This is a genomic window from Halorubrum hochsteinianum (assembly GCF_023702125.1).
GTDB lineage: Archaea > Halobacteriota > Halobacteria > Halobacteriales > Haloferacaceae > Halorubrum > Halorubrum hochsteinianum.
In genome coordinates this window covers 2,491,119-2,510,621 of the sequence record NZ_CP098415.1, presented here as the reverse complement: position 1 = coordinate 2,510,621, position 19,503 = coordinate 2,491,119, and the positions used below count along the sequence as shown (strand labels likewise).

22 protein-coding genes are annotated in these 19,503 nt (G+C 69.5%); 10 read left to right on the top strand and 12 right to left on the bottom strand.

Annotated features, from left to right (window positions below; translation table 11 throughout):
* Positions 1-95 precede the first annotated feature (95 nt).
* The 5 genes from NAF06_RS12745 to NAF06_RS12725 all read right to left on the bottom strand — a co-directional run bounded on the left by NAF06_RS12745 (position 96) and on the right by NAF06_RS12725 (position 4,430).
* On the bottom strand, positions 96-887 hold the full coding sequence (locus NAF06_RS12745; protein WP_008580939.1) for a PHP domain-containing protein: 792 nt from the start codon (positions 885-887) through the stop codon (positions 96-98).
* 95 nt (positions 888-982) lie between these two features.
* Positions 983-2,200 (bottom strand): MFS transporter, encoded by a 1,218-nt coding sequence (locus NAF06_RS12740; RefSeq protein ID WP_049908522.1) that lies wholly within the window; start codon positions 2,198-2,200, stop codon positions 983-985.
* Positions 2,201-2,384: 184 nt separating this feature from the next.
* A complete protein-coding gene (locus tag NAF06_RS12735; RefSeq protein ID WP_008580937.1) occupies positions 2,385-2,987 on the bottom strand; it encodes an MOSC domain-containing protein in 603 nt (200 codons plus the stop codon).
* Positions 2,987-3,388 (bottom strand): hypothetical protein, encoded by a 402-nt coding sequence (locus NAF06_RS12730; RefSeq protein ID WP_008580935.1) that lies wholly within the window; start codon positions 3,386-3,388, stop codon positions 2,987-2,989. Before NAF06_RS12730 ends, NAF06_RS12735 begins: the two co-directional genes overlap by 1 nt.
* 124 nt (positions 3,389-3,512) lie before the next feature.
* Positions 3,513-4,430, bottom strand: coding sequence for a PLP-dependent cysteine synthase family protein (locus NAF06_RS12725; RefSeq protein WP_008580932.1), 918 nt, complete (start codon positions 4,428-4,430; stop codon positions 3,513-3,515).
* Positions 4,431-4,772: 342 nt separating this feature from the next.
* On the opposite strand from NAF06_RS12725, the gene NAF06_RS12720 reads away from it, so the two are divergent.
* Complete coding sequence (locus tag NAF06_RS12720; RefSeq protein WP_008580930.1) at positions 4,773-5,159, top strand: TlpA family protein disulfide reductase; 387 nt, start codon at positions 4,773-4,775, stop codon at positions 5,157-5,159.
* A gap of 22 nt (positions 5,160-5,181) precedes the next feature.
* On the opposite strand, the gene NAF06_RS12715 is transcribed toward NAF06_RS12720, so the two are convergent.
* Complete coding sequence (locus NAF06_RS12715) at positions 5,182-5,400, bottom strand: hypothetical protein (RefSeq protein ID WP_008580927.1); 219 nt, start codon at positions 5,398-5,400, stop codon at positions 5,182-5,184.
* Between the two features lie 112 nt (positions 5,401-5,512).
* On the opposite strand from NAF06_RS12715, the gene NAF06_RS12710 reads away from it, so the two are divergent.
* Entirely contained in the window at positions 5,513-6,256 is a 744-nt protein-coding gene (locus tag NAF06_RS12710) for a ThuA domain-containing protein (RefSeq protein WP_008580924.1), read from the top strand.
* An 807-nt stretch (positions 6,257-7,063) separates the two neighbouring features.
* Here the strand turns inward: NAF06_RS12710 and NAF06_RS12705 are convergent.
* The 3 genes from NAF06_RS12705 to pyrB all read right to left on the bottom strand — a co-directional run bounded on the left by NAF06_RS12705 (position 7,064) and on the right by pyrB (position 9,651).
* Positions 7,064-7,924, bottom strand: a complete 861-nt coding sequence (locus NAF06_RS12705) for a hypothetical protein (RefSeq protein WP_008580922.1) — start codon at positions 7,922-7,924, stop codon at positions 7,064-7,066.
* Positions 7,925-8,248: 324 nt separating this feature from the next.
* Positions 8,249-8,707 carry an aspartate carbamoyltransferase regulatory subunit gene (pyrI, locus tag NAF06_RS12700; protein WP_008580921.1) on the bottom strand — a complete coding sequence of 153 codons (459 nt, stop codon included), beginning with the start codon at positions 8,705-8,707 and terminating at the stop codon, positions 8,249-8,251.
* Positions 8,704-9,651: an aspartate carbamoyltransferase gene (gene pyrB / locus NAF06_RS12695; RefSeq protein WP_049908519.1), complete on the bottom strand. Its 948-nt coding sequence runs from the start codon at positions 9,649-9,651 to the stop codon at positions 8,704-8,706. Before pyrB ends, pyrI begins: the two co-directional genes overlap by 4 nt.
* 194 nt (positions 9,652-9,845) lie before the next feature.
* Between pyrB and NAF06_RS12690 the strand changes: the two genes are divergently transcribed.
* The 3 genes from NAF06_RS12690 (at position 9,846) to NAF06_RS12680 (ending at position 12,268) form a co-directional block, all read left to right on the top strand.
* Positions 9,846-10,163 carry an ASCH domain-containing protein gene (locus NAF06_RS12690; protein WP_008580918.1) on the top strand — a complete coding sequence of 106 codons (318 nt, stop codon included), beginning with the start codon at positions 9,846-9,848 and terminating at the stop codon, positions 10,161-10,163.
* Between the two features lie 101 nt (positions 10,164-10,264).
* The gene (locus NAF06_RS12685; RefSeq protein WP_008580917.1) at positions 10,265-11,701 is read left to right on the top strand and encodes a short-chain fatty acid transporter; all 1,437 of its coding nucleotides are present in this window, start codon (positions 10,265-10,267) and stop codon (positions 11,699-11,701) included.
* Positions 11,702-11,782: 81 nt separating this feature from the next.
* Positions 11,783-12,268: a hypothetical protein gene (locus NAF06_RS12680; RefSeq protein WP_239638682.1), complete on the top strand. Its 486-nt coding sequence runs from the start codon at positions 11,783-11,785 to the stop codon at positions 12,266-12,268.
* Positions 12,269-12,398: 130 nt separating this feature from the next.
* On the opposite strand, the gene NAF06_RS12675 is transcribed toward NAF06_RS12680, so the two are convergent.
* Positions 12,399-12,740, bottom strand: a complete 342-nt coding sequence (locus tag NAF06_RS12675) for a 2Fe-2S iron-sulfur cluster-binding protein (RefSeq protein ID WP_008580914.1) — start codon at positions 12,738-12,740, stop codon at positions 12,399-12,401.
* 155 nt (positions 12,741-12,895) lie between these two features.
* On the opposite strand from NAF06_RS12675, the gene NAF06_RS15490 reads away from it, so the two are divergent.
* The 5 genes from NAF06_RS15490 (at position 12,896) to NAF06_RS12655 (ending at position 15,320) form a co-directional block, all read left to right on the top strand.
* Positions 12,896-13,018, top strand: a complete 123-nt coding sequence (locus NAF06_RS15490) for a hypothetical protein (protein ID WP_256470634.1) — start codon at positions 12,896-12,898, stop codon at positions 13,016-13,018.
* Between the two features lie 214 nt (positions 13,019-13,232).
* Complete coding sequence (locus NAF06_RS12670) at positions 13,233-13,475, top strand: antitoxin VapB family protein (protein ID WP_008580910.1); 243 nt, start codon at positions 13,233-13,235, stop codon at positions 13,473-13,475.
* Positions 13,472-13,864, top strand: a complete 393-nt coding sequence (locus NAF06_RS12665) for a PIN domain-containing protein (RefSeq protein ID WP_008580909.1) — start codon at positions 13,472-13,474, stop codon at positions 13,862-13,864. Before NAF06_RS12670 ends, NAF06_RS12665 begins: the two co-directional genes overlap by 4 nt.
* A gap of 73 nt (positions 13,865-13,937) precedes the next feature.
* Positions 13,938-14,936 (top strand): phosphomevalonate decarboxylase MvaD, encoded by a 999-nt coding sequence (gene mvaD, locus NAF06_RS12660; protein WP_008580907.1) that lies wholly within the window; start codon positions 13,938-13,940, stop codon positions 14,934-14,936.
* A gap of 66 nt (positions 14,937-15,002) precedes the next feature.
* Positions 15,003-15,320 carry a DUF7522 family protein gene (locus NAF06_RS12655; protein WP_008580905.1) on the top strand — a complete coding sequence of 106 codons (318 nt, stop codon included), beginning with the start codon at positions 15,003-15,005 and terminating at the stop codon, positions 15,318-15,320.
* 76 nt (positions 15,321-15,396) lie between these two features.
* On the opposite strand, the gene NAF06_RS12650 is transcribed toward NAF06_RS12655, so the two are convergent.
* Both NAF06_RS12650 and NAF06_RS12645 read right to left on the bottom strand, forming a co-directional pair.
* On the bottom strand, positions 15,397-16,905 hold the full coding sequence (locus NAF06_RS12650) for a cryptochrome/photolyase family protein (RefSeq protein ID WP_008580903.1): 1,509 nt from the start codon (positions 16,903-16,905) through the stop codon (positions 15,397-15,399).
* A 102-nt stretch (positions 16,906-17,007) separates the two neighbouring features.
* On the bottom strand, positions 17,008-19,449 hold the full coding sequence (locus tag NAF06_RS12645) for a DEAD/DEAH box helicase (RefSeq protein ID WP_008580900.1): 2,442 nt from the start codon (positions 19,447-19,449) through the stop codon (positions 17,008-17,010).
* Between the last annotated feature and the right edge of the window lie 54 nt (positions 19,450-19,503).

The window sequence follows — 19,503 nt, the reverse complement described above, 5'->3', positions numbered from 1 at the left end:
GATAAGCAACTCTTGTCAAACGGCTGTTTTAGGCGGAATGTGGTCTGAAGAGTAGAAATCCAACGGAGCCTCTCCGTTTTATTCGCGCCAACGCCTCACGCGTCCGGGACGATATCGTCCAAACGGACCGGCTCCAGCCCGCGCCGATCGAGTTCCGCCTCGATCTCCCGCACTCGGGGCGCGATCTCATCCGGCTCGTGGCTGTCGGTCCCGATGGTCACCTCGATCCCGGCGTCGACGAGCCGGTCGAGGAAGGCGGGTGCCGGGTGGAACTCACCGTAGTCGCCGAGCAGGCGGCCGGCGTTGACCTCGGGGACGGTCCGCGAGCCGCCGAACGCGTCGACGACCGCGGCGTAGTGGTCCTCGGTCGCGAACCCGCGGAGGTGCGGATTGCGCTCGATCAGGTCCGGATGCGCGGCGATCGCGAACAGCTCCGACTCGATGAGCTCGACGAGCTTCTCGAAGTACCGGTCGACCAGCTCCTCCCGTTCGGACTCCGGCTTGTCGGCGAAGTGCGAGCGCGTGTGGACGTTCGCGCCGTCGAGTTCGTGGACGCTGCCGACGGCGTAGTCGAACCCGGCGTCGTCGAGGAACTGGGCGATTTCCGGCTCGTGGTCGGGGTCGTAGTCCATCTCGACGGCGTCGAACACGTCGACATCGACCTCGGCGTCCGCGCGGACCGCCTCGATCGCTTCGCGGCGTCGCTCGTGGGTCAGGTCCAAGTTGAACCCGAGCGCGCGCTTGTACCGCTCCGCGCTCGGCTCCGGCGAGACGTTACAGTGGTCGGCGAACCCGATCCCGTCGAGTCCGGCTTCGGCCGCCCCGTCGACCATCCACCGCAGGAACGCCCCGTCGGAGTAGTTCGTGTGGGCGTGGTAATCGTACACGACCGTCGTTCGGTCCGAGGCGACTCGAAGGTTCGGGTCGGACGGGACCGCTGGCCCCGTTCTCCGCCAGCGTCCGTGGTGCGGGGCACGTCGAGTCACCGCCCCTCGCTCAGGAGCGCGTTCGCCGCGGTGACGAGGAACGCGACCCCGGCCAGCCCGGCGATGACGAGGAAGGAAGCCCCCCACCCGAACAGGTCCGCGACGAGGCCGACCCCGACGGACCCGGCCGACCCGATCACCGTGTAGACGGTCCGGATCAGGCCGAACCCGGCCCCGCGCTCCGCGTCGCCGAGCGCGTCCATGAACCGCGGGTCGATGGCGGAGAAGAAACTCGACCCGAGCCCGGCGAGGAACACGACGACACCGAGCGCGGCGAGTTCGGGGACCGGCGGCAGTCCGACCGCGAGCGGGAGTCGGGCGACCTCGGGGAGCGCGACCAGCCCGGCGAGCCCGAGCGCGCCGCCGAGGAGGGCCGCGGCGATGCTCGCGTCGCGGCCGACCCGGTCCGAGAGCCGGCCGAGTCCGACCTGTGCGCCCGCGCGGACCACGAAGAACGCGGAGAAGACGCCGCCGGCGAACGCGGGCGTGTAGCCTCGGAGCTCGACGAGGAACGTCGGCAGGAAGGAGATGACGCCCTGCGCGACGTACGTGCCGAGGGTCGCGACCGCGAGCGGGACCAGTATCTCCCGCCGCCCGAGCAGTTCGAGCAGCGGCCCGAGGCGGAGCCGTTCCGATATCGGCTGGTCCGGGCGTCTCGGCTCGGTCGGGCGGACCCTCCGCGCGAACAGGACGAAGACGGGGACGCCGACAACCGCGGCCAGCGCGACCCCGGGCCGCCAGCCGTACCGGACGCCGACCCACGTCGCGGCGACCGGCGCGATCAGCCCCGCGAGCGGGCCGCCCAGCGAGTGGAGCCCGACCGCGGTCCCGAGGTCCTCGAACGTGCGCGAGAGCAGCGTGGTCGCCACCGCGTAGTGAAGCCCCGCCGCGAGGCCCAGAAGCACCGCCGCCAGCACGAACGCCGGGAAGACCGGCACGAGGGCCAAGAGGAGGCTCATCGCCGTGGTCCCGCCGACCGCGACGAGGATGACGCGGCGCTCGCCGTACCGGTCCGCGAGGATCCCGCTCGGGAACTGCGAGAGGCCGTAGGCGAACCACATCCCGGAGAGCGCGATCCCGACCGCCGTGTTCGAGACCCCGAAGTCGTCGATGATCAGGGGGACGACCGGGCTGATCGCCAGTCGGGCGAAGTACGTCACGAAGAACGCGAGCATACACAGCGTCAACACGGTGTGGCGGTAGCGCCAGTTCACGCCGACCACCGCCTCCGCGTCCCCGCCCGCGCTCCGCTCGCCGCCGCGCGGACCCGCCGGCTCGGCCGTCGGAGGGTGGCTCGCGTGGTACGGCCGGGGGCGTCGACTGCGAGGCTCACGTCTCGTCTCCGCCGTCGCGCGCGACTCGGATAAACCGTCCTCTCCCGGCGAGCGGTCGGGGGGTTCACTCCCGGTCCGCGGTCCGGCCTCGCTCCGCCAGTCGCTCCGCGATGGCCGCGCCGGCGGTCCGCGGGTCGGCCTCGCGGACCGTCACGGAGTCGCCGACGGCGACGCGGCCGGGTTCGATCACGTCACAGCAGAGCCCGCCGCGGTCCTGGAGCGCCGACGCGAGACCCTCCTCGCCGGCGACGGCCTCCAGGTGCGCGCACGGGGGCCGGCGACGCGTCGGCCGCAGGAGCGCGTCCCCGACCGCGACGGTCGCGTCGAGGAGGGAGTCCATTCCGGGGCCGAACCCCTCGACGACGACGTTCCGGCGGTGGCGACCGTCGGTCACGTCGACGCCGGTCCCCTCATGGACCGCGGCGAGCGCCTCCGCGGCGACGAGCGTGACCGCGCAGCCGTCGAGCTGGAAGTGGCCGTCGCCGCGCCGGTAGCGGTCGCCCTCGACGCCGTCGGCGCGGATCTCGACCGCGTCGCGGAGCACCGGCGGCGCGCCGCCCTCGGGGGCCGTGACGAGCGACTCGACCGTTCCGGCGTCGCCGGTCGCGGAGGCGGATCCGTTCGAGGGGGTCTCGGACGGACCGTCGAACGGATCGTCCGCGACCATCAGGGCCCTCCGAGGAGGTCCGAGTCCTCGGGTTTCAGCCACTCGCGGTGCGCGTAGTAGAGGACCGCGACCGGCGGCGCGGGCAGCGCGGCGAGCGCGTAGAGCCACTTGAACAGACCGAGGTCGACGACGCGGCGCTCCGCGAGCGAGAGCGCGTCGAGCAGCAGCGTCGCGGTCGCCAGCGGCGCGAGCAGGTAGCCGTGCGCGAAGCCGACGGCCGCCCCGACCGGGGTCTCGGGCGTCAGGAACGCCGAGTCGATCGCGTACAGGAGCGTCCAGACGACGACCGTCGCCGCGAGCGCGGCGAGCCACGGGCCGTCGAAGCGGCGGTCCGGGGCGTCCGACGGGCCGGTCGGATCGCCTTCGGCCCGCTCGGCCGACGGTTCGGCGCGCGTGTTCATGTGCGAACTGAGCGCCGGACGCTAATCAACGGCCGGGTGGCGGCGGACGTCGCTGGCGGTCGCGCTCGGGGCCCCCGAGGAGACTGGGGCCGCTGGGCCGGCTCGGGCCGCCGGGACCGTCGGGTCACCCGTCGAAGGTGCCCGCCGTCAGGTAGCGCTCGCCGCTGTCCCAGAAGACGGTGACGACGAGGGGCTCCTCGCCCGCGAACGCGCCGGTCTCGCGCAGTTCGGCCGCGACGTCCTTCGCGGCGAGGTTCGAGGCCCCCGACGACTGGCCGACCAAGATCCCCTCCTCGCGGGCGAGGCGGCGGCACTCGACCTCGGCGTCCGCCAGGTCGACGGCGTGGACCTCGTCTATCAGGCCGACGTCGAGGTTCGGCGCGACGAACCCCGGCCCCATCCCCTGGAAGCCGTCGTTTCCGGGCTCGCCGCCGGAGAGGACGGCGTTGTCCGACGGCTCGACCGCGTCAATACGGACCTCCGGGAACGCCTCGCGCAGGCGGCGACCGATTCCGGAGAGCGTGCCGCCGGTCCCCACGCCGGCGACGAGCGCGTCGACGGTGCGGTCGCCCACCTGATCGAGTATCTCCGGGCCGGTGGTCTCGTAGTGGGCGCGAGGGTTGGCCGGGTTCTCGAACTGGCGGAGTTGGATCGTGTTCGGGTCTCCTTCGAGCTCGTCCGCGCGGTCCTTCGCGTCCGAGATGTCGCCGTCGACGAGTTCGACGGTCGCGCCGTACGCTCTCATGAGTCGGCGGCGCTCGATCGACTTCCCCTCCGGGATGACGAGCGTCACGTCGTAGCCGCGCGCCGCGCCGGCCATCGCGAGGCCGATGCCGGTGTTGCCCGAGGTGGGCTCGACGATGCGGTCGCCCGGTTCGATCTCGCCCGCCTCCTCGGCCGCCTCGATCATGTACAGGGCGGGGCGGTCCTTCGCCGAGCCGCCCGGGTTCCGGGACTCGACTTTGGCGGCCACCGTCGTCCCCGCGGGCGCGTCGACTCGCACCAGCGGCGAGCCGAGCGTCGACAGGATGTCGTCGTCCATTGGCTCTACGGAGGCGGTCGCGACCCAAAGGCCCCGCGGACTCCGGCAATCGATGTCGAGCGGTACAAGCGCCGCTTCGCACCAAGTAGTGCGGTGGCGCGCGCCTCTGAGGCCGCATCGCGGCCGAGGAGCGCGTGCGAGGGAGTCAGTCGCCGGAGCGAAGCGGAGGCGACTGACGAGGCTGGGGAGGCGCGAGGTGCTGTGCGGTGCGGGGTGGGACTCGAAGGGGCAGTCGCGAGGCGGTCTCGGTCACGGTGGACGATCGACTCGCGGCGATTGATTCGCCGAATCGCGTTTGCCACCGTCGCGCGGTTTAGGTGTCCAGACGACGAACGGTCAGATATGACACTCGAAACGCTCGCGCCCGCCGACGACCTCGACGCGGACGCGTTCGACGATTCGGTTCTGGACGCGCTCGCTGCCGACGACTACGCGTTCAAGGTGTGGGGCGGCGATTGGTGCGGTGACTGCCAGCGCCAACTCCCCGAGTTCGGTGCCGCGCTCGCGGCCGCCGGCGTTCCGGACGACCGCATCGAGGCGTACCCGGTCGTGAAGGGCCCGAACGGGAAGGAGGGCGAGTTCGTCGACGAGTACGACGTCGAGCTGATCCCGACGGTCGTCGTCGAGGACGCGGACGGCGAGGAGCTCGCCCGGTTCGTCGAGGAGGAGGACGTCTCCATCGCGGAGTTCCTCGCCCGCCAGCTGGCGGACGTCGAAGCGACCGCCTGAGCGGACCCGAGAGCCGTCTCGGTCAGTCGTCGTCGGTCGAGTTGGGGTCGGTCACGTAGTAGATGACGGTCATCGTCACGCCCATCGAGAACGCGTAAACCGTCGTCGACGTGCCGAGAACGACGCCGACGGCGAGGACCGACGCGACTACCACGACGCCCGTGAAGAGCGCGTACCGGAGTCTGGAGAGCCCGCGCGCCCAGTCGTCGGCGCGGCGGTACAGCTGACGGAGACCTACCATATCTCGTCGTTTCACGCGAGCGACGATTATCTTCCGGTCGACCCGCGAATCCTCCGACCAGTCCGCGGCCGCGGGGGCGAGCGCTCAAGTCACTCGGCCGTCCACGCGGCGTATGGCACGCGTCACGGTCTGGAACGAGTACCGACACGAACGCGAGAGCGAGGTCGTCGCCGACATCTACCCCGACGGGATCCACGCCGTCGTCGCCGACGCGCTCCGGGAGGGCGGCCACGAGGTCCGCACCGCGACCCTCGACGAGGGGCCGGAGCACGGGCTCACCGAGAACGTTCTCGACGAGACGGACGTGCTCGTCTGGTGGGGCCACGCCGCCCACGACGAGGTGCGCGACGCGGTCGTCGACAGAGTTCACGAGCGCGTCCTCGACGGAATGGGCCTCATCGTCCTCCACTCCGCGCACTACTCGAAGCTATTCAAGCGGCTGATGGGCACCAGCTGTTCGCTGAAGTGGCGCGAGGCCGCCGAGCGCGAGCGGCTGTGGACGATCGAGCCGGGCCACCCGATCGCCGACGGGATCGGCGAGGCCATCGAACTGGAGGAAGCGGAGATGTACGGGGAGCGATTCGATGTTCCCGCGCCCGACACGCTCGTCTTCACCTCTTGGTTCGAGGGCGGCGAGACGTTCCGCTCCGGTTGCTGTTACCGCCGCGGGAGCGGCAAGGTGTTCTACTTCCGACCGGGCCACGAGACGTACCCGATCTACCACGACGAGGACGTTCGACGGGTCCTACGGAACGCGGTCGAGTGGGCCGAACCGGGCGACGGGCCGACCCCCGAGTTCGGCAACGCGGAGCCGCGAGAGGACATCGACACGGACGACGACCGGACCGTTCACTGATCCGACTCGACGGATTACAGAGAACCGTGGGACTCCGGTACCGTCCTCCGAATCCGCGGTCGTTTACTTATAAGTCGCCGACAGTAGATCGACCCAAACACCGCCGAAGCCCCAGCCGCGAGGCGGGCAGACGCTCGCTGTCGTTCGAAAGGCGCGGAGCGCCTTTCGTGATGTCGTCAGAACGCGGAGCGTTCTGACTGCTAGCCAGAAATCCCCGATTTCTGGCGATGACGAGACGCCGGAGGCGTCTCGAACCACGCTCCTCGTCGCTCACTCCGTTCGCTCCTGCGGTGCTTACGTCGCCTCTGCCCCCGCTTCGCGACTTCCCCTTCGAGTCCCGCCCCGCACCGCGACCGCTCCTCATACCTCCCCAGCCTCGTCGCTGGCACCCTCCGCTTCGCTCCGGGGCCAGCGACTCCAGCGAGGGACCGAAGGTCCCTCTGGCAGCCGGCGCGTAGCGCCGGCAACCTCGCGCGTGCGGTTCGCGGCCTATCGGCCGCTCACCGGCACGCGCCACCGCTCGGGTATATAAGCAACTGCCGCCGCCACTCACTCCGTTTAAGTACAGTATCGCCGTCGCTGTATCGGTTCCAACAGCGCCGAAGAAACCGACGAGCCGGCGGCTCAACGGTGTAGAGCGACCGCCGCTACGGCGCGGACGTTGAAAGGCGGCCGCCTCACGCGAACGCGAGACGACCGGTTTGTGTCGCACGCCGGCGGCCGGTCGAGTAGGCGTCGACCGCGGCCGTATATAAACCCTCGTTCACGTCGCCGCTGGCGGTCCGGTCGGCACCCCGTCCGGCCGAGTCACTCCGGCCGGTGGACTTCGCCGTCGCGCGAGTCGGCATCCTTCCGGCGGACCGCGGCGGCGGCGTTGTTCGCGTCGTAGCCGAAAAACACGTCCTTCGCGTACGTCTCGGCGACCTCGGTCGCGTGGATCAGGTCGTCGACGTCGACATCGACCGCGTACAGCTCCAGCGAGAACGGCGTCTCGGGCGGCGCGCCGTGGAGGTCGTAGTCGCCGCCGAGCCGCGAGCGGAAGCCGCGGGCGATCGTCTCCAGCCAGTATGTCGTCGCGTACTCCATGTCGTACAGCGGGACGACGAACTCGTCGACGTGCTCCGCGAGGCGGTCGAGGTCGAGGCCGGCGCGCTCGTAGAGGTGGTCGGGATACGGGTCTGGATACAGGGTGAAGAGGAGTCGCCCCGGGACCAGCTCCGCCGCCTCGGCGACGAACTCGGAGATGACGTCGGCGCGCCAGTCGGCGAACTCGTCGCGGTCGCTCTCGGCGAACAGGCGCTCGCAGCGGTCGCAGTGACAGAACCCCTCGCGCGGGAACCCCACGTCGTCCAAGCGCACGTCGCCGTTCTCGACGGCGCAGTCCGCGATGATCTCCAGCAGTCCCTCGCGGTACTCTGGGTGCGTCGGGCAGATATACGCCCAGTCGAAGTAGTCGCGGTCGCGGGTCGCCGGCTCGCCGCGCTCGTCGACCGGAACGAGGTCCTCGTTCTCGCTCGCGGCCGCGTTGTCGCCGAAACACGACACCATGTTCACGGCGTTCGGCAGCGGCTCGGCCGACCGCCCCGTGACGTCTTTGACCTCGTAGAAGCCGAGGTCGAACGGCTCCATCTCGACCTCGTCGGCGTTGCGCGTGACGACCCCGTACATGGAGCCGGTTACGGGACAGGTCGGTAAAAACGGACGGTATCGCGGAGTCGACCGCAGACGCGGCCGACGGGCGATACGAGTCGGAGAGCGATGCGGGTCGGAAGGCGGTACAACTCCCGGCGCGAGCGCGGCGCGGTTATTAGACCTCGACCGGCTCCTTGTCGCCGGCGAAGAGGAAGTACGCGAGCGCGACGAGCGACAGCACGAGGACGAGCTTTGCTTTCTTGCTCATGTCACGACCGTCGGGCGGCGGGCGCTAAAATCTACCGGAGCGCGAGGCGGTCGCGGAGCGTGGGATGAGTCCGCACGGCACGGAAGCCCCCCTCAAACGTCGATGTGGTCGGCGATGTCCGCGCGCAGGATCGTCGCGCAGTAGTCGCAGCGCACGCCGTCGGCGACGACGTCGAACCGGGTCTCGATCGGCTCGTCGGCGTTGGTGATGCAGTTGCGGTTCGGGCAGGAGAGCACGCCGGTCACGGTGTCCGGGCGGGTGACGCGGTTCTTCTCGACGACCTCGAAGTCGCGGACGATGTTGATCGTCGCCTCGGGGGCGATGAGCGACAGGACGTCCACCTCCGACTGCGACAGCTCTCGGTCCTCGACCTTCACGATGTCCTTGCGCCCGAGGCGGTCGGAGGGGACGTTCATCCCCACCGAGACGCCGAACCCCTCGGAGCCGTCGATGCCCAGTATCGCGAGGACGTTCAGCGCCTGCCCGCCCTCGACGTGGTCGATGACGGTGCCGTCGCGGATCTTCGAGACGCGGAGTTCGTGTTCGCTCATCGGTCCACCTCCGTCCCCTCGTCAGCGTCGGGATTCGCGTTCTCAAGCAGCGTGTCGAGCAGCGCCATCCGGACCGGGACGCCGTTGTGGGCCTGTTCGAAGTAGCGCGCGTGGTCCGTCTCGTCCACGTCGGGCGCGATCTCGTCGACGCGGGGGAGCGGGTGCATCACGGTCAGGTCGTCGGCGGCGGCGTCGAGCGTCTCGGCGTCGATCCGGTACTCGCCCGCGACGCGGTGGTACTCGTTCTCGTCCGGGAACCGCTCCTTCTGGATCCGGGTGACGTACAGCACGTCGAGCTCGTCCAGGACGGGCTCTATCTCCTCGTGTTCGCGGATCTGCGCGCCCGTCTCGTGGAGGTCGAACCGGACCGACCGCGGGAGCCGCAACGACTCGGGGCTGATGAAGTGCTGGTTGGCGTCGAACTCCGTGAGCGCGGCCGCGAGCGAGTGGACCGTCCGGCCGTACTTCAGGTCGCCCATGATCCCGATCGTCAGGTCGTCGAGGCCGTGGTCCTCCCGGATCGTGTGGAGGTCGAGGAGCGTCTGCGAGGGGTGCTGGCCCGCGCCGTCGCCCGCGTTGACCACGGGCACGTCGACGCGCTCGCCGGCCAGCGTCGCCGCGCCCTCGCTCGGGTGCCGGAGGACGATGGCGTCCGCGTACCCCTCGATGACGCGGACGGTGTCCGACAGCGACTCTCCCTTCGAGACCGAGGAGGAGTCGACGTCGCCCATGTCGATGGTGTTCATCCCGAGGCGCTTGGCCGCGCTGTCGAAGCTCATCCGTGTGCGCGTGCTCGGCTCGAAGAAGCAGAGCGCGAGCACGCGGCCGGCGTGCCGGTCCGCGTAGGCGGCCGGGTCGTCGGCGACCGCTCGGGCCCGGTCGAGTACGGTCTCGATGTCATCCCGCGAGAGCTGGGTCGCGGTGATGAGGTGGTCCTGTCGCATCATCCGAGAACGGTATCGGCAGTATCTTGAATCCCTCGGCTCGGAGCGCGAAACCGATATTCACGGACGTGGACACCGCCGAGCCGGCGGTTTCGAGATCCGTAACGCGACCCCGGACCGCCGGGGAAGGCCGGGGACCGGACCGGCCGATCCCCGCCGCCGCGCATAAGCCGTCGCGGGCCGTACGGGGTCGCATGACTGACGCAGACCCGGCCGACCTGCTGCCGAACGACCGCGTGAAACAGGCGGCCCTCGACGGCGAGGTGACGCAGCTCCACCGCGGGAACCGGTACGGCGACGAGGGCGACACCTTCGAGATCGACGGCGTCGCCTTCGAGCTGACCGAGGTGACCGAACGGAAACTCGGCGACATGACCGACGAGGACGCGAAACGCGAGGGGTCGCCGTCGCTTTCGGCGTACAAAGAGCGGATGGTCCAAGCCCACGGCGGGAACTTCGAGTGGGACGACGACGCGGACGTGGTCCGCCACCGGTTCGCGCGAGTCGAGTAGCGCCGCGTCGTCGGTTCGACGGACGACGGCGATCCAGAGACCTGTCAGCCGTCGCGACCGTATCCCATTATTTATGATGTGTGATACTGGATGCTGACGGTATGGCAGCGAGTAGCGAGCCGGGCGTCGTCGAACGTGTCGGGTTTCGAATATCGGAGATCGTCGAGCGGTGGATGCCGAGTCCGTTCGTCTTCGCCATTCTGTTGACGTATCTGGTCTACGGGGCCGGGCTGTTGGCCACCGACTCCGGGCCGGTGGAACTGTTGGAGTTCTGGTACGGCGGCTTCTGGGCGTTCCTCGGGTTCTCGATGCAGATGGTGCTCATCCTGATGACCGGGTTCGTCATCGCGTACCACCCGCGGGTGAACGCGATACTCCAGCGGCTCGCCGAGATCCCGAACTCCGGCGCGCAGGCGGCCGCGTTCGTCGGGTTCATCTCGATGTCGCTGGCGTGGGTCCACTGGGGGTTCAGCCTCATCATGGGTGCCATCTTCGCCCGCGAGATGGGGAAGGTCGCGCACCGCAAGGGGATCACCGTCCACTACCCGCTGCTCGCGGTCGCCGGGTACATGGGGCTCGGCCTGACGTGGCACTGGGGCATCTCCGGGTCCGCGCCGCTCCAGTTGACCGACGCGAACAACATCGGCGAGGGGACCGGCTTCGAGTTCCTCTCGTCGACGATTCCGGCGGCCGAGACCATTTTCCACCCGTACGCGCTCACGCTCACGGTTCTCTCGATCATCTTCGCGAGCGCCGTGCTGTACGTCCTCGCGCCGTCGGGGGAGCGCGCGAAGGGGATCACGGAGTACGTCGACGAGGCGGAGCTGTTCGACTCGGTGAGTGACGGTGGAACCGACGCCGCCGACGCGTCCGATCCCGTCGACGAGCCGCCGGCGGAGGTCGACGACGTGCCCGCCGAGCGGATGAACAACAGCCGGATCATCGGTGGGCTGGTCGCGCTGTCGGGCGTCGCGATCCTCGCGGTCCAGTTCGCGGGGCAGGGACTCAACGCGTTCACGTTGAACGCGGTCAACTTCGGGTTCCTCTTCGCCGGCCTGCTGATCTACCAGCGTCCGGCGTACTACCGCGACCGGTTCAACGAGGCGGCCGGCGCGGCGGCCGGCATCGTCCTCCTTTTCCCCTTCTTCGCCGGGATTCAGGGTATCATGGCCAGTTCCGGGCTGGCGCTGCTGCTCGCCGAGGGACTGCTCGACGTGTCGACGGCGGCGACGTACCCCGTGATCGCGTGGATCGTCGGCTCCGTCGCCAACCTGTTCGTCCCCTCGGGCGGGGGCGAGTGGCTCGTCGTCGGGCCGTCGGTGCTTCAGGCCGCACAGGAACTCGGCGTCCCCTACGGGCAGGCCACCATCGCGTACGCGGTCGGCGACGCGCACACGAACCTGCTGAACCCGTTCTGGGCGCTGCCGCTGCTCGCGATCACGAACGTCAGGGCGCGCGAGATGTTCGGGTACGCCATCGCGATGCTGATCGCGTTGATCCCGTTCCTCGCGGTCGCGCTGTACGCGGTGCCGTACTGAACGCGGGGCGGAGCCGCCGTTTCGACCCGCACCGAACGGTCCGCGAAAAAGTATTTATCATCTCGATAGGGTGTTTCTCACATGAGTCCCTCCACGCGAACGCTCGATAGCCGGACGATATCGGTGGTTCTGACCGGGCTGATCCTTCTGGGCGTCGCCCTCCTCGCCTTCGAGAACGTTCCGGGGGCCCCGTTTCAGAGCGCGAACATCGAGCTTTTCGCCGTCTTCGTGCTCCCGCTCGCGATCGCGCTGGTCGCGTACGTCGGACTCAGTCGATCGGTCGTCTGGTGGGAACTCGGTCTCTTGGCCGTCTGGGGTGCGTTCGGCGTCGCCGTCACGATCTTCGTCGGATTCTTAGCGACGACGGGGACGCCCGGCGAGTATCAGGGGGTTGCCGCCGAACTCGTCAGGGACGTCGCGATGTTCCTCGCGCTCACGGCCGGACTGGGCGTGCCCTACGGTCTCGCCGGGAAGCTCCGTCACGAACACCCCCGGTGGGCCGTCGCGAGCGCCCTGAGTGCGCCCGTCGGCTCGCTCGTCCTGCTCCCCGTCGCGGTCGCGATGTGACTGCGCGCGGACGCGACGGGAGTCGTTTCGGCGGATCGTCGCGGACTCTCCTCACCGAGTGATCGATGGGCCGGGGCGTTCCCGGACGTTTGACCGTGGCAGTAAGAGGTACGGAAGGACTCTCGGCCCCTCAGTCGTCGTCCGCGGCCGCGCCGTCGCCGTCCTCGGCGGGCGTCGCGGCGTCGTTCTCGATGCTCGGCGGGTACTTGCCGCGGTCAAGTACCAGGTCCGACTGCGGGCGGGCCATACAGGTGAGCGCGTAGTTCTCCGCCTCCTCGTCGGTGAGGCCGCGGGCCGCCGGCTGGGTCACCTCGCCGTCGACGATCTCGGCGGAACAGGCGAGACACATGCCGACGCGACAGGAGTACTCCTGGGCGATCCCCGCGTCGAAGCAGGCGCTGAGGATCGTCTCCGTGTCGGCCACCTCGATCGTCTCGCCGGTGCCGACGAACTCGACGGTGTACTCGGTCATAGCGCGGAGTACCCGCCGACCGGTCAAAAAGGGTTCCCCTCGAACGCGTCGCCGGCGCGGGGACGGAAGCGAGTGTGAGAGGTGGTGAGTTATCCAGTCAGAATTAATTTTCTGATACCGGTTTTTATAAACAGAGCGAATACCCGAACGCATCGATGGTCCTCGCACCCTCCGTGGCGCAGCTACCGACGTATCGGATCTGGGGCGTCACCGTCGCCCGCGACGAACTGTTCCTGCTGGCGGCGCTGCTCGTCCTCTGGGCGACGCTCGGCAGGTAGCTGTATCGAGACGCGAAGGCCCGGGACAACGACTGGGCGTGGCAGTGGGGGTTCGGCACGCCCTTCGCGGTGATCGCGGGGCTGGACGTATTGCTGCTGGTTGTCGTGATTTATCTGCTAGTCCGTGAATCCGCGTAGAGTGAACTACTGACGGGCCGCAGCCTCAATCTCGGCGCTGACATTTATAAATATACACACGTAACTGTGTACTGTGATGTCGACGAAAACGATTTCGCTTGACGAGGAGGCCTACGAGCGGCTCAAATCACACAAGCGAGAGGGAGAGTCGTTTTCCGACGTTGTCAAGCGGATCGCCGGTGAGCGATCGTGGACGGAAGTCGCAGGAATTCTCTCTGAAGAGGAGGCCGAGGAGCTCGAATCCCTCGTCGAGGAGGGGCGGTCTCGTTCTCGCGACCGGCGCGAACAGATCGACGCAGATGTACGGGACGTCGAATGATCGAGGACACGACGTTCATCATCGACGTTCTACACGACGACCGGGACGCAGTCCGATACCTCGATCTCATCGAACGGGAGAATCGTCCCGAGAAGATCTCCTCGATAACGGTACTCGAACTGCACGAAGCGGTTCCACAGTTAAATGCTCCCGAGGAGCGGCGACAGGCGATCCTCGACGTACTCGACACGCGCCACGCGGTCGTCGCCGACGAGACCGTGATGCGAAAAGCCGGGAAGATTTCCGGCTCGCTTCGCGCCCGGGGTAAAGAAATCGACAGAGAAGACTGTATCATCGGGGCGACAGCGCTTTTGAACGACGAACCGGTCGTGACCCGCAATCGCGATCACTTTGAGCACATCGACGGCCTCGACGTCGAGACGTACTGAGCGCTCGTCGACGAGCGTCATTTTCCTTCCGCTCATCGCAACGACTAATCCCCCGCCGGACGCTTCCCGAGACATGACCGGCAAGGCCACCGCGCGAGCCCACCCGATCCAGGGGCTCGTCAAGTACCACGGGATGCGCGACGAGGAACTGCGACTCCCGTACCACGACAGCATCAGCCTCTGTACCGCCCCGACCGCGACGACGACCACCGTCGAGTGGCAGCCCGACGCGAGCGAGGACACCTACGTCATCGGCGGCGAGGAAGTCGACGGGCGGGCGGCCGAGCGCATCGACATGGTCGTCGACCACGTCCGCGAACTGGCCGGCGTCGACGCCGCCGTGCGGCTGGAGAGCGAGAACTCCTTCCCGTCGAACATCGGCTTCGGGTCCTCGTCGTCCGGGTTCGCGGCGGCCGCGCTCGCCTTAGTCGAGGCCGCCGGACTCGACCGCTCGCTCCCGGAGGTCTCGACCATCGCCCGCCGCGGCTCCTCCTCTGCGGCCCGCGCCGTCACCGGCGCGTACTCGCGGCTCGACGCCGGACTCAACGACGAGGACTGTCGCTCTCACCGGCTCGACGTGGGCGTGAGCGAGGACGGCTTCGACCCCGAGGAGGACCTCCGGATCGTCGCCGCGCACGTCCCCGCGTACAAGGAGACCGAGGAGGCCCACCGCGAGGCCGCCGCGAGCCACATGATGCAGGCGCGGACCGCCCACGTTCAGGACCAGTTGGTCGAGATGACCGACGCGCTCCGCGCGGGCGAGTTCGACCGGATCTTCGAGACGGCCGAGCACGACTCGCTGTCGTTGACCGCCACGACGATGACCGGCCCGGCGGGCTGGGTGTACTGGCAGCCCGAGACGATCGCCGTGTTCAACGCGGTCCGCGAGCTCCGGGAGTCGGGCGTCCCCGTCTACTTCTCGACGGACACGGGCGCGTCGGTGTACGTCAACACGGTCGCGGACCACGTCGACGAGGTGGAGAGCCGGATCGCGGAGGTCGGTATCGACACCGACGTGTGGGAGGTCGGCGGTCCCGCGCGCGTCCTCGACGAGAGCGAGGCGCTGTTCTGATCGGGAGGAACCACCGCCGCGGCGGCACGGGCCGATTTATCACGGCGTGGGTGAAACAACGCTGACATGTCGACCATCTCCGAGGCCATCCTTGCGTTCGACGGCCCCACTCCCCGCGTCGTCGCGGACTTGCGGAGCGTCTCGTTCGACGTCGAACACGTGCGCGAGGACTTAGAGGACGTCTACTCGGACCGCGACCTCGACGAGGCGTACCAGCTGGTGATGTCGAACCAGATCACCGGCGACGACTTCAGGGAGCTCATCGGGGAGAGCCGGTACGACGCTCAGACCCTGTTTTCGACGACGTGTTGGTGTTTCTCTTCCCCGCCGACCGATACGACGCCGTCTTCGCGTCGTTCGACTACGACGGCGCGTTTCCGGTGAACGAGCTGATCGATGCGGTCGTCGAGACGCAGGCAGCCGAGTGAGGTCCGGCACGGGGCGGTACTTCCGGGAGTCGCTACTCCTCCGGGTCCTCGCCGCGCGCCCGCTTGTACATCGCCAGCGCTTCCTCGCGGCGCTCCGAGTGGTCGACGACCGGTGCCGGGTACTCCGGCGCGGCGTTCGCGCGCCGGGTTGGCGACAGCTCGTGCCACTCGTGGATCAGGTCGGCGTCGACGCCGCGCAGCTCCGGCACATACTCTTTGATGTACTCGGCGTCGGGGTCGTAGCGCTCCCCCTGCGTCATCGGGTTGAAGATGCGGAAGTACGGCTGCGCGTCGGTCCCCGTCGAGGCCGCCCACTGCCAGCCGCCGTTGTCGTTGGCGGTGTCGTGGTCCGCGAGACGGTCGCGGAAGTGGTCGTAGCCGTGCCGCCAGTCCGCGAGGAGGTCCTTCGTGAGGAAGGAGGCGACGATCATCCGCACCCGGTTGTGCATGAACGCCTCCTCGCGGAGCTGTCGCATCCCGGCGTCGACGATCGGATACCCCGTCTCGCCGCGCTTCCACGCGCCGATCTCCTCGGGGTCGTCGCGCCACTCGATCCCCTCCTCGTAGGTCTTGAAATTCTCCGTCACCACCTCGGGGTTGTGGAACAGCACCTGCGTGTAGAACTCCCGCCACGCGAGCTGCTGTTGGAACTCCTCGACCTGTTCCGGGGCGTCGTCGGGCCGGTCGTCCGACTCCGCCTCGCTCATCGCGTCGGCGGTCGCCGCGTACGCCTCTCGGACGCCGATCTCGCCGTACTTCAGGAACGCCGAGAGCCGCGAGGTCGCCTCCTTCGCCGGGTAGTCGCGCTCGGCCTCGTAGGCGAACACCGCCTCGTCGAGGAACGCAGAGAGCCGCTCGCGGGCGGCGGCGGTGCCGGCGGGACCGGTCTCGGCGTCCGGCTCAGCGAAGCCGAGGTCGGCGGGCGTCGGGAGGTCGCCGACGGCGACCCGGTCGACCGCAGCGCCCCCGTCGGCGCGGGCCTCCGACCCGACCGCGGCCGCCAGCGCGTCGGCGTCGACGAGCCCCTCCGTGGTCGGCGCGGGACGCGGATCGTCCTTCGCGCGGTCGGTCCACTTCTTCCAGTAGTAGCTGTACACCGAGTAGGGATCGCCCGCGTTCGTCCGGATCGCGTCCGGGTCGTGGAGGACCGCGTCTTGGTGGGCCTCGCGCTCGACGTCGACGGCGTCGAGCGCCCGCCGCACGCCGGCGTCGCGCTCGCGCGCCAGCCCGGAGTAGTCGCGGTTCCAGACGACGCGCTCGGCGTCGAGCGCCTCCGCGAGCCGCGGAAGGACGTTTTCCGGGTCGCCGCGGGCGACGAGCAGGTCGCTCCCGCGCTCGCGGTAGTCGTCGCGCAGCGCGGCGAGGCCGTCGAGCAGGCGGCGCACTCGCACGTCGCTCGCGTGGTCGAGCACGTCGGGATCGAAGACGAACACGGCCGCGGCCGGCCCTCGGTCGGCCCCCTCGACGCCGGCCCCCGTCGCGGCCGCGAGCCCGACGTTGTCGGCGACTCTGAGGTCCCGCCGGTGCCAGAACAGCTCCATGGGATCGCCACGGACGCGTCCACCGTGAAACCACCGGGATCGAGGGGGTGGTCTCACCGGGATCGGGGGAGTGATCTCACCGGGACCGAGGGAGCGGTCGCTTCACCCGTCGGTTCGCGTCCCGGTGAGCGATTCGAGCAGGCTGACGGCCGGCGCTTTCGCCAGCGGGTCGTTCCCGTTGCCGCAGTGCGGCGACTGGACGCAGGCGGGACAGCCGTCCTCGCAGTCGCAGGAGTCGATGAGCCGCGCCGTCCGGGTCATCAGCTCCTCGATCCGGCCGTGCCCGCGGCGCGTGAGTCCGACGCCGCCCGGATACCCGTCGTAGACGAACACCGCCGGTCCCTCGGTGTGGGGGTGGTGCGGCGTCGAGATGCCGCCGACGTCGGCGCGGTCGCACAGCAGGTGGAACGGGAACAGCGAGATGATGCCGTGCTCCGCGGCGTGGATCCCGCCGTTGAACGCGTACTCGCCGCCCGGGATCGGCTCGCCGTCGCCGTCCCCGGTGGACCCCCCGTCCGACGCGAGGTCGCCGCTCGCGCCGGGGGTCTCGGCGTCGCCGTCGAGCGGGTCCCCCAAGGCCCGCATCTCGCGCTCGACGTCCTCGGGGACCGGGAAGTACAGCGCCTTCGTCCGCAGCGTCGTCTCCGGGAGATCGAGCGTCGACTCGCCGAGCGACTCGCCGGTGGCGGCGTCCTTCCTGACGAACCCCGTGATCTGCTCCGTCACCGTCACGTCCGCGAACCGGACCGGAACGTCGGGGCGCGCGGAGAGCGTGCGCTCGTCGAGGTCGTCGTTCACGACGATGTCCTTGTCGGAGCGCACCTGCGTGTAGTAGTCCGCCCACGACTGCTGGAGCTCGGCCACGTCGCGGTCGAGGTCCAGTTCGACCACCTCGTAGGTGCGGCCCTGCTGGTGGTAGATCGCGCCGGGGTGGGCGTCGCGGAGCGCGTCGGCGAAGCCGAGCGTCGCGACCGTCTCGCCGCTCGACCGCTCGATCAGCGATATCTCGCGCTCCTCCGCGGTGCGGAGGTTCACGGACTGCTGCGGACTGGAGCCGCCGGCGTGGACCCAGCGCGTCCCCGCCGCGGCCTCGCGCCGGTTCAGGACGCCCTCGTCGGTGAGGTCGGCGACGACGCCCGGGAACGAGTCGCCGAAGAAGCGCTCGTCCTCGGGCGAGAGCCAGTTCTCGTCGGCCGCGCAGGCGACGTGCCCGGGCATCAGCTGACCGTTCTCCGGGTCGCAGATCGCGTCCTCCGGCGGCGCGTCGAAGAAGTCGCCCGGGTTGCGAATGAGATACTGGTCGAGCTGGTCCTCGCCCCCGACCATCACGACCAAGGCGGGGTCGTCGCCGCGGCCGGCCCGCCCCGCGCGCTGGTGGGCGGACATGCGCGTGCCGGGGTAGCCGTCGAGCACCACGGCGTCGAGGCCGCCCACGTCGACGCCGAGTTCGAGGGCGCTCGTCGACCAGACGCCCCGGAGGTCGCCGGCGTGGAGGTCCGACTCGATCTCGCGGCGGCGGTCGTCGGTGAGCGCGGCCTGATACGCGCCGACCTTCCCGGCGAGGTCGCGCTCGCCCCGCTCGCGGAGGTCGCTCGCGCTGTCGGTCGCGTACTGCTCCGCGGTCTGTCGCGCCCGGGTGAACGCCAGCGTCTGCTGGCCCGCGGTGACGAGGTCGACGAACAGCCGCTTCGACTCGGTGTGGCTCGACTTCCGGCGACCGCTCCCGCGCTCCTGCCAGTCGTCGTCGTACTCCGGCGGGTTCCACAGCACCCAGTCGCGCGGGCCGCGGCCCGAGGTGTCCTCGTCGACCAGGGCGATCCCCTCGGGGTCGCGGCCGGTGACCGTCGCGACGTGGTCGACGGGGTTGTTGATCGTCGCCGAACAGCAGACGAACTGCGGCGACGAGCCGAACCGCTCGCAGGTCCGCGCGAGCCGGCGAAGCGTCAGCGCGACCTGCGAGCCGAACACGCCGCGGTAGCTGTGCACCTCGTCTATCACGACGTACTCCAGCGACGAGAAGAACCAGTCCCACAGCCGCCCGGCGTAGGGCAACAGCGCGTAGTGGAGCATGTCCGGGTTCGAGAGGAGGACGGTCGGGCGGCGGTCGCGCACGTCGCGCTTCTCGGACCGAGAGAGCCGCCCGGTGTACGAGTCGACGGAGACGCGGCTCCCGAAGCCGAGCCCGGCGGCGAGGTCCGAGAGCGACTCCTCTTGGTCCGCGATCAGCGCGTTCTGCGGCCCGATGTAGAGGGTCCGCGCGCCGCGGTCCATCGCGGCCTCGAAGGCGGGGACGGTGTACGCGAGCGACTTGCCGCTCGCCGTCTCGGTCGCGAGGACGACGTCGTCGCCGTCGCGGACCGCCTCGATCGCGTCGGCTTGGTGCCGGTACAGCCGGTCGACGCCGCGGTCCGCGAGCGCGTCGGCGAGCCGGGGTTCGAGGTCGACGTCGGCGAACTCCGGCTCGCGGGCCGGGAGCCGCCGGTGGTCGGCGATCTGTCCCTCGTAGAAGGGGCGGTTCCGCAGCCACTCGATGGCGTCGTCCACGGTTACGGTACCCTCGGGTCGGCGAGGCCTAACGGTTGCGGTGGCGACGGGGAG

Coding starts and splice junctions, on each gene's coding strand:
- NAF06_RS12735 (WP_008580937.1), bottom strand. CDS start 2,987: ATGGTCGCGGACGATCCGTTCGACGGTCCGTCCGAGACCCCCTCGAAC.
- NAF06_RS12730 (WP_008580935.1), bottom strand. CDS start 3,388: ATGAACACGCGCGCCGAACCGTCGGCCGAGCGGGCCGAAGGCGATCCG.
- NAF06_RS12725 (WP_008580932.1), bottom strand. CDS start 4,430: ATGGACGACGACATCCTGTCGACGCTCGGCTCGCCGCTGGTGCGAGTC.
- NAF06_RS12720 (WP_008580930.1), top strand. CDS start 4,773: ATGACACTCGAAACGCTCGCGCCCGCCGACGACCTCGACGCGGACGCG.
- NAF06_RS12715 (WP_008580927.1), bottom strand. CDS start 5,400: ATGGTAGGTCTCCGTCAGCTGTACCGCCGCGCCGACGACTGGGCGCGC.
- NAF06_RS12710 (WP_008580924.1), top strand. CDS start 5,513: ATGGCACGCGTCACGGTCTGGAACGAGTACCGACACGAACGCGAGAGC.
- NAF06_RS12705 (WP_008580922.1), bottom strand. CDS start 7,924: ATGTACGGGGTCGTCACGCGCAACGCCGACGAGGTCGAGATGGAGCCG.
- pyrI (WP_008580921.1), bottom strand. CDS start 8,707: ATGAGCGAACACGAACTCCGCGTCTCGAAGATCCGCGACGGCACCGTC.
- pyrB (WP_049908519.1), bottom strand. CDS start 9,651: ATGCGACAGGACCACCTCATCACCGCGACCCAGCTCTCGCGGGATGAC.
- NAF06_RS12690 (WP_008580918.1), top strand. CDS start 9,846: ATGACTGACGCAGACCCGGCCGACCTGCTGCCGAACGACCGCGTGAAA.
- NAF06_RS12685 (WP_008580917.1), top strand. CDS start 10,265: ATGGCAGCGAGTAGCGAGCCGGGCGTCGTCGAACGTGTCGGGTTTCGA.
- NAF06_RS12680 (WP_239638682.1), top strand. CDS start 11,783: ATGAGTCCCTCCACGCGAACGCTCGATAGCCGGACGATATCGGTGGTT.
- NAF06_RS12675 (WP_008580914.1), bottom strand. CDS start 12,740: ATGACCGAGTACACCGTCGAGTTCGTCGGCACCGGCGAGACGATCGAG.
- NAF06_RS15490 (WP_256470634.1), top strand. CDS start 12,896: ATGGTCCTCGCACCCTCCGTGGCGCAGCTACCGACGTATCGGATCTGG.
- NAF06_RS12670 (WP_008580910.1), top strand. CDS start 13,233: ATGTCGACGAAAACGATTTCGCTTGACGAGGAGGCCTACGAGCGGCTC.
- NAF06_RS12665 (WP_008580909.1), top strand. CDS start 13,472: ATGATCGAGGACACGACGTTCATCATCGACGTTCTACACGACGACCGG.
- mvaD (WP_008580907.1), top strand. CDS start 13,938: ATGACCGGCAAGGCCACCGCGCGAGCCCACCCGATCCAGGGGCTCGTC.
- NAF06_RS12655 (WP_008580905.1), top strand. CDS start 15,003: ATGTCGACCATCTCCGAGGCCATCCTTGCGTTCGACGGCCCCACTCCC.
- NAF06_RS12650 (WP_008580903.1), bottom strand. CDS start 16,905: ATGGAGCTGTTCTGGCACCGGCGGGACCTCAGAGTCGCCGACAACGTC.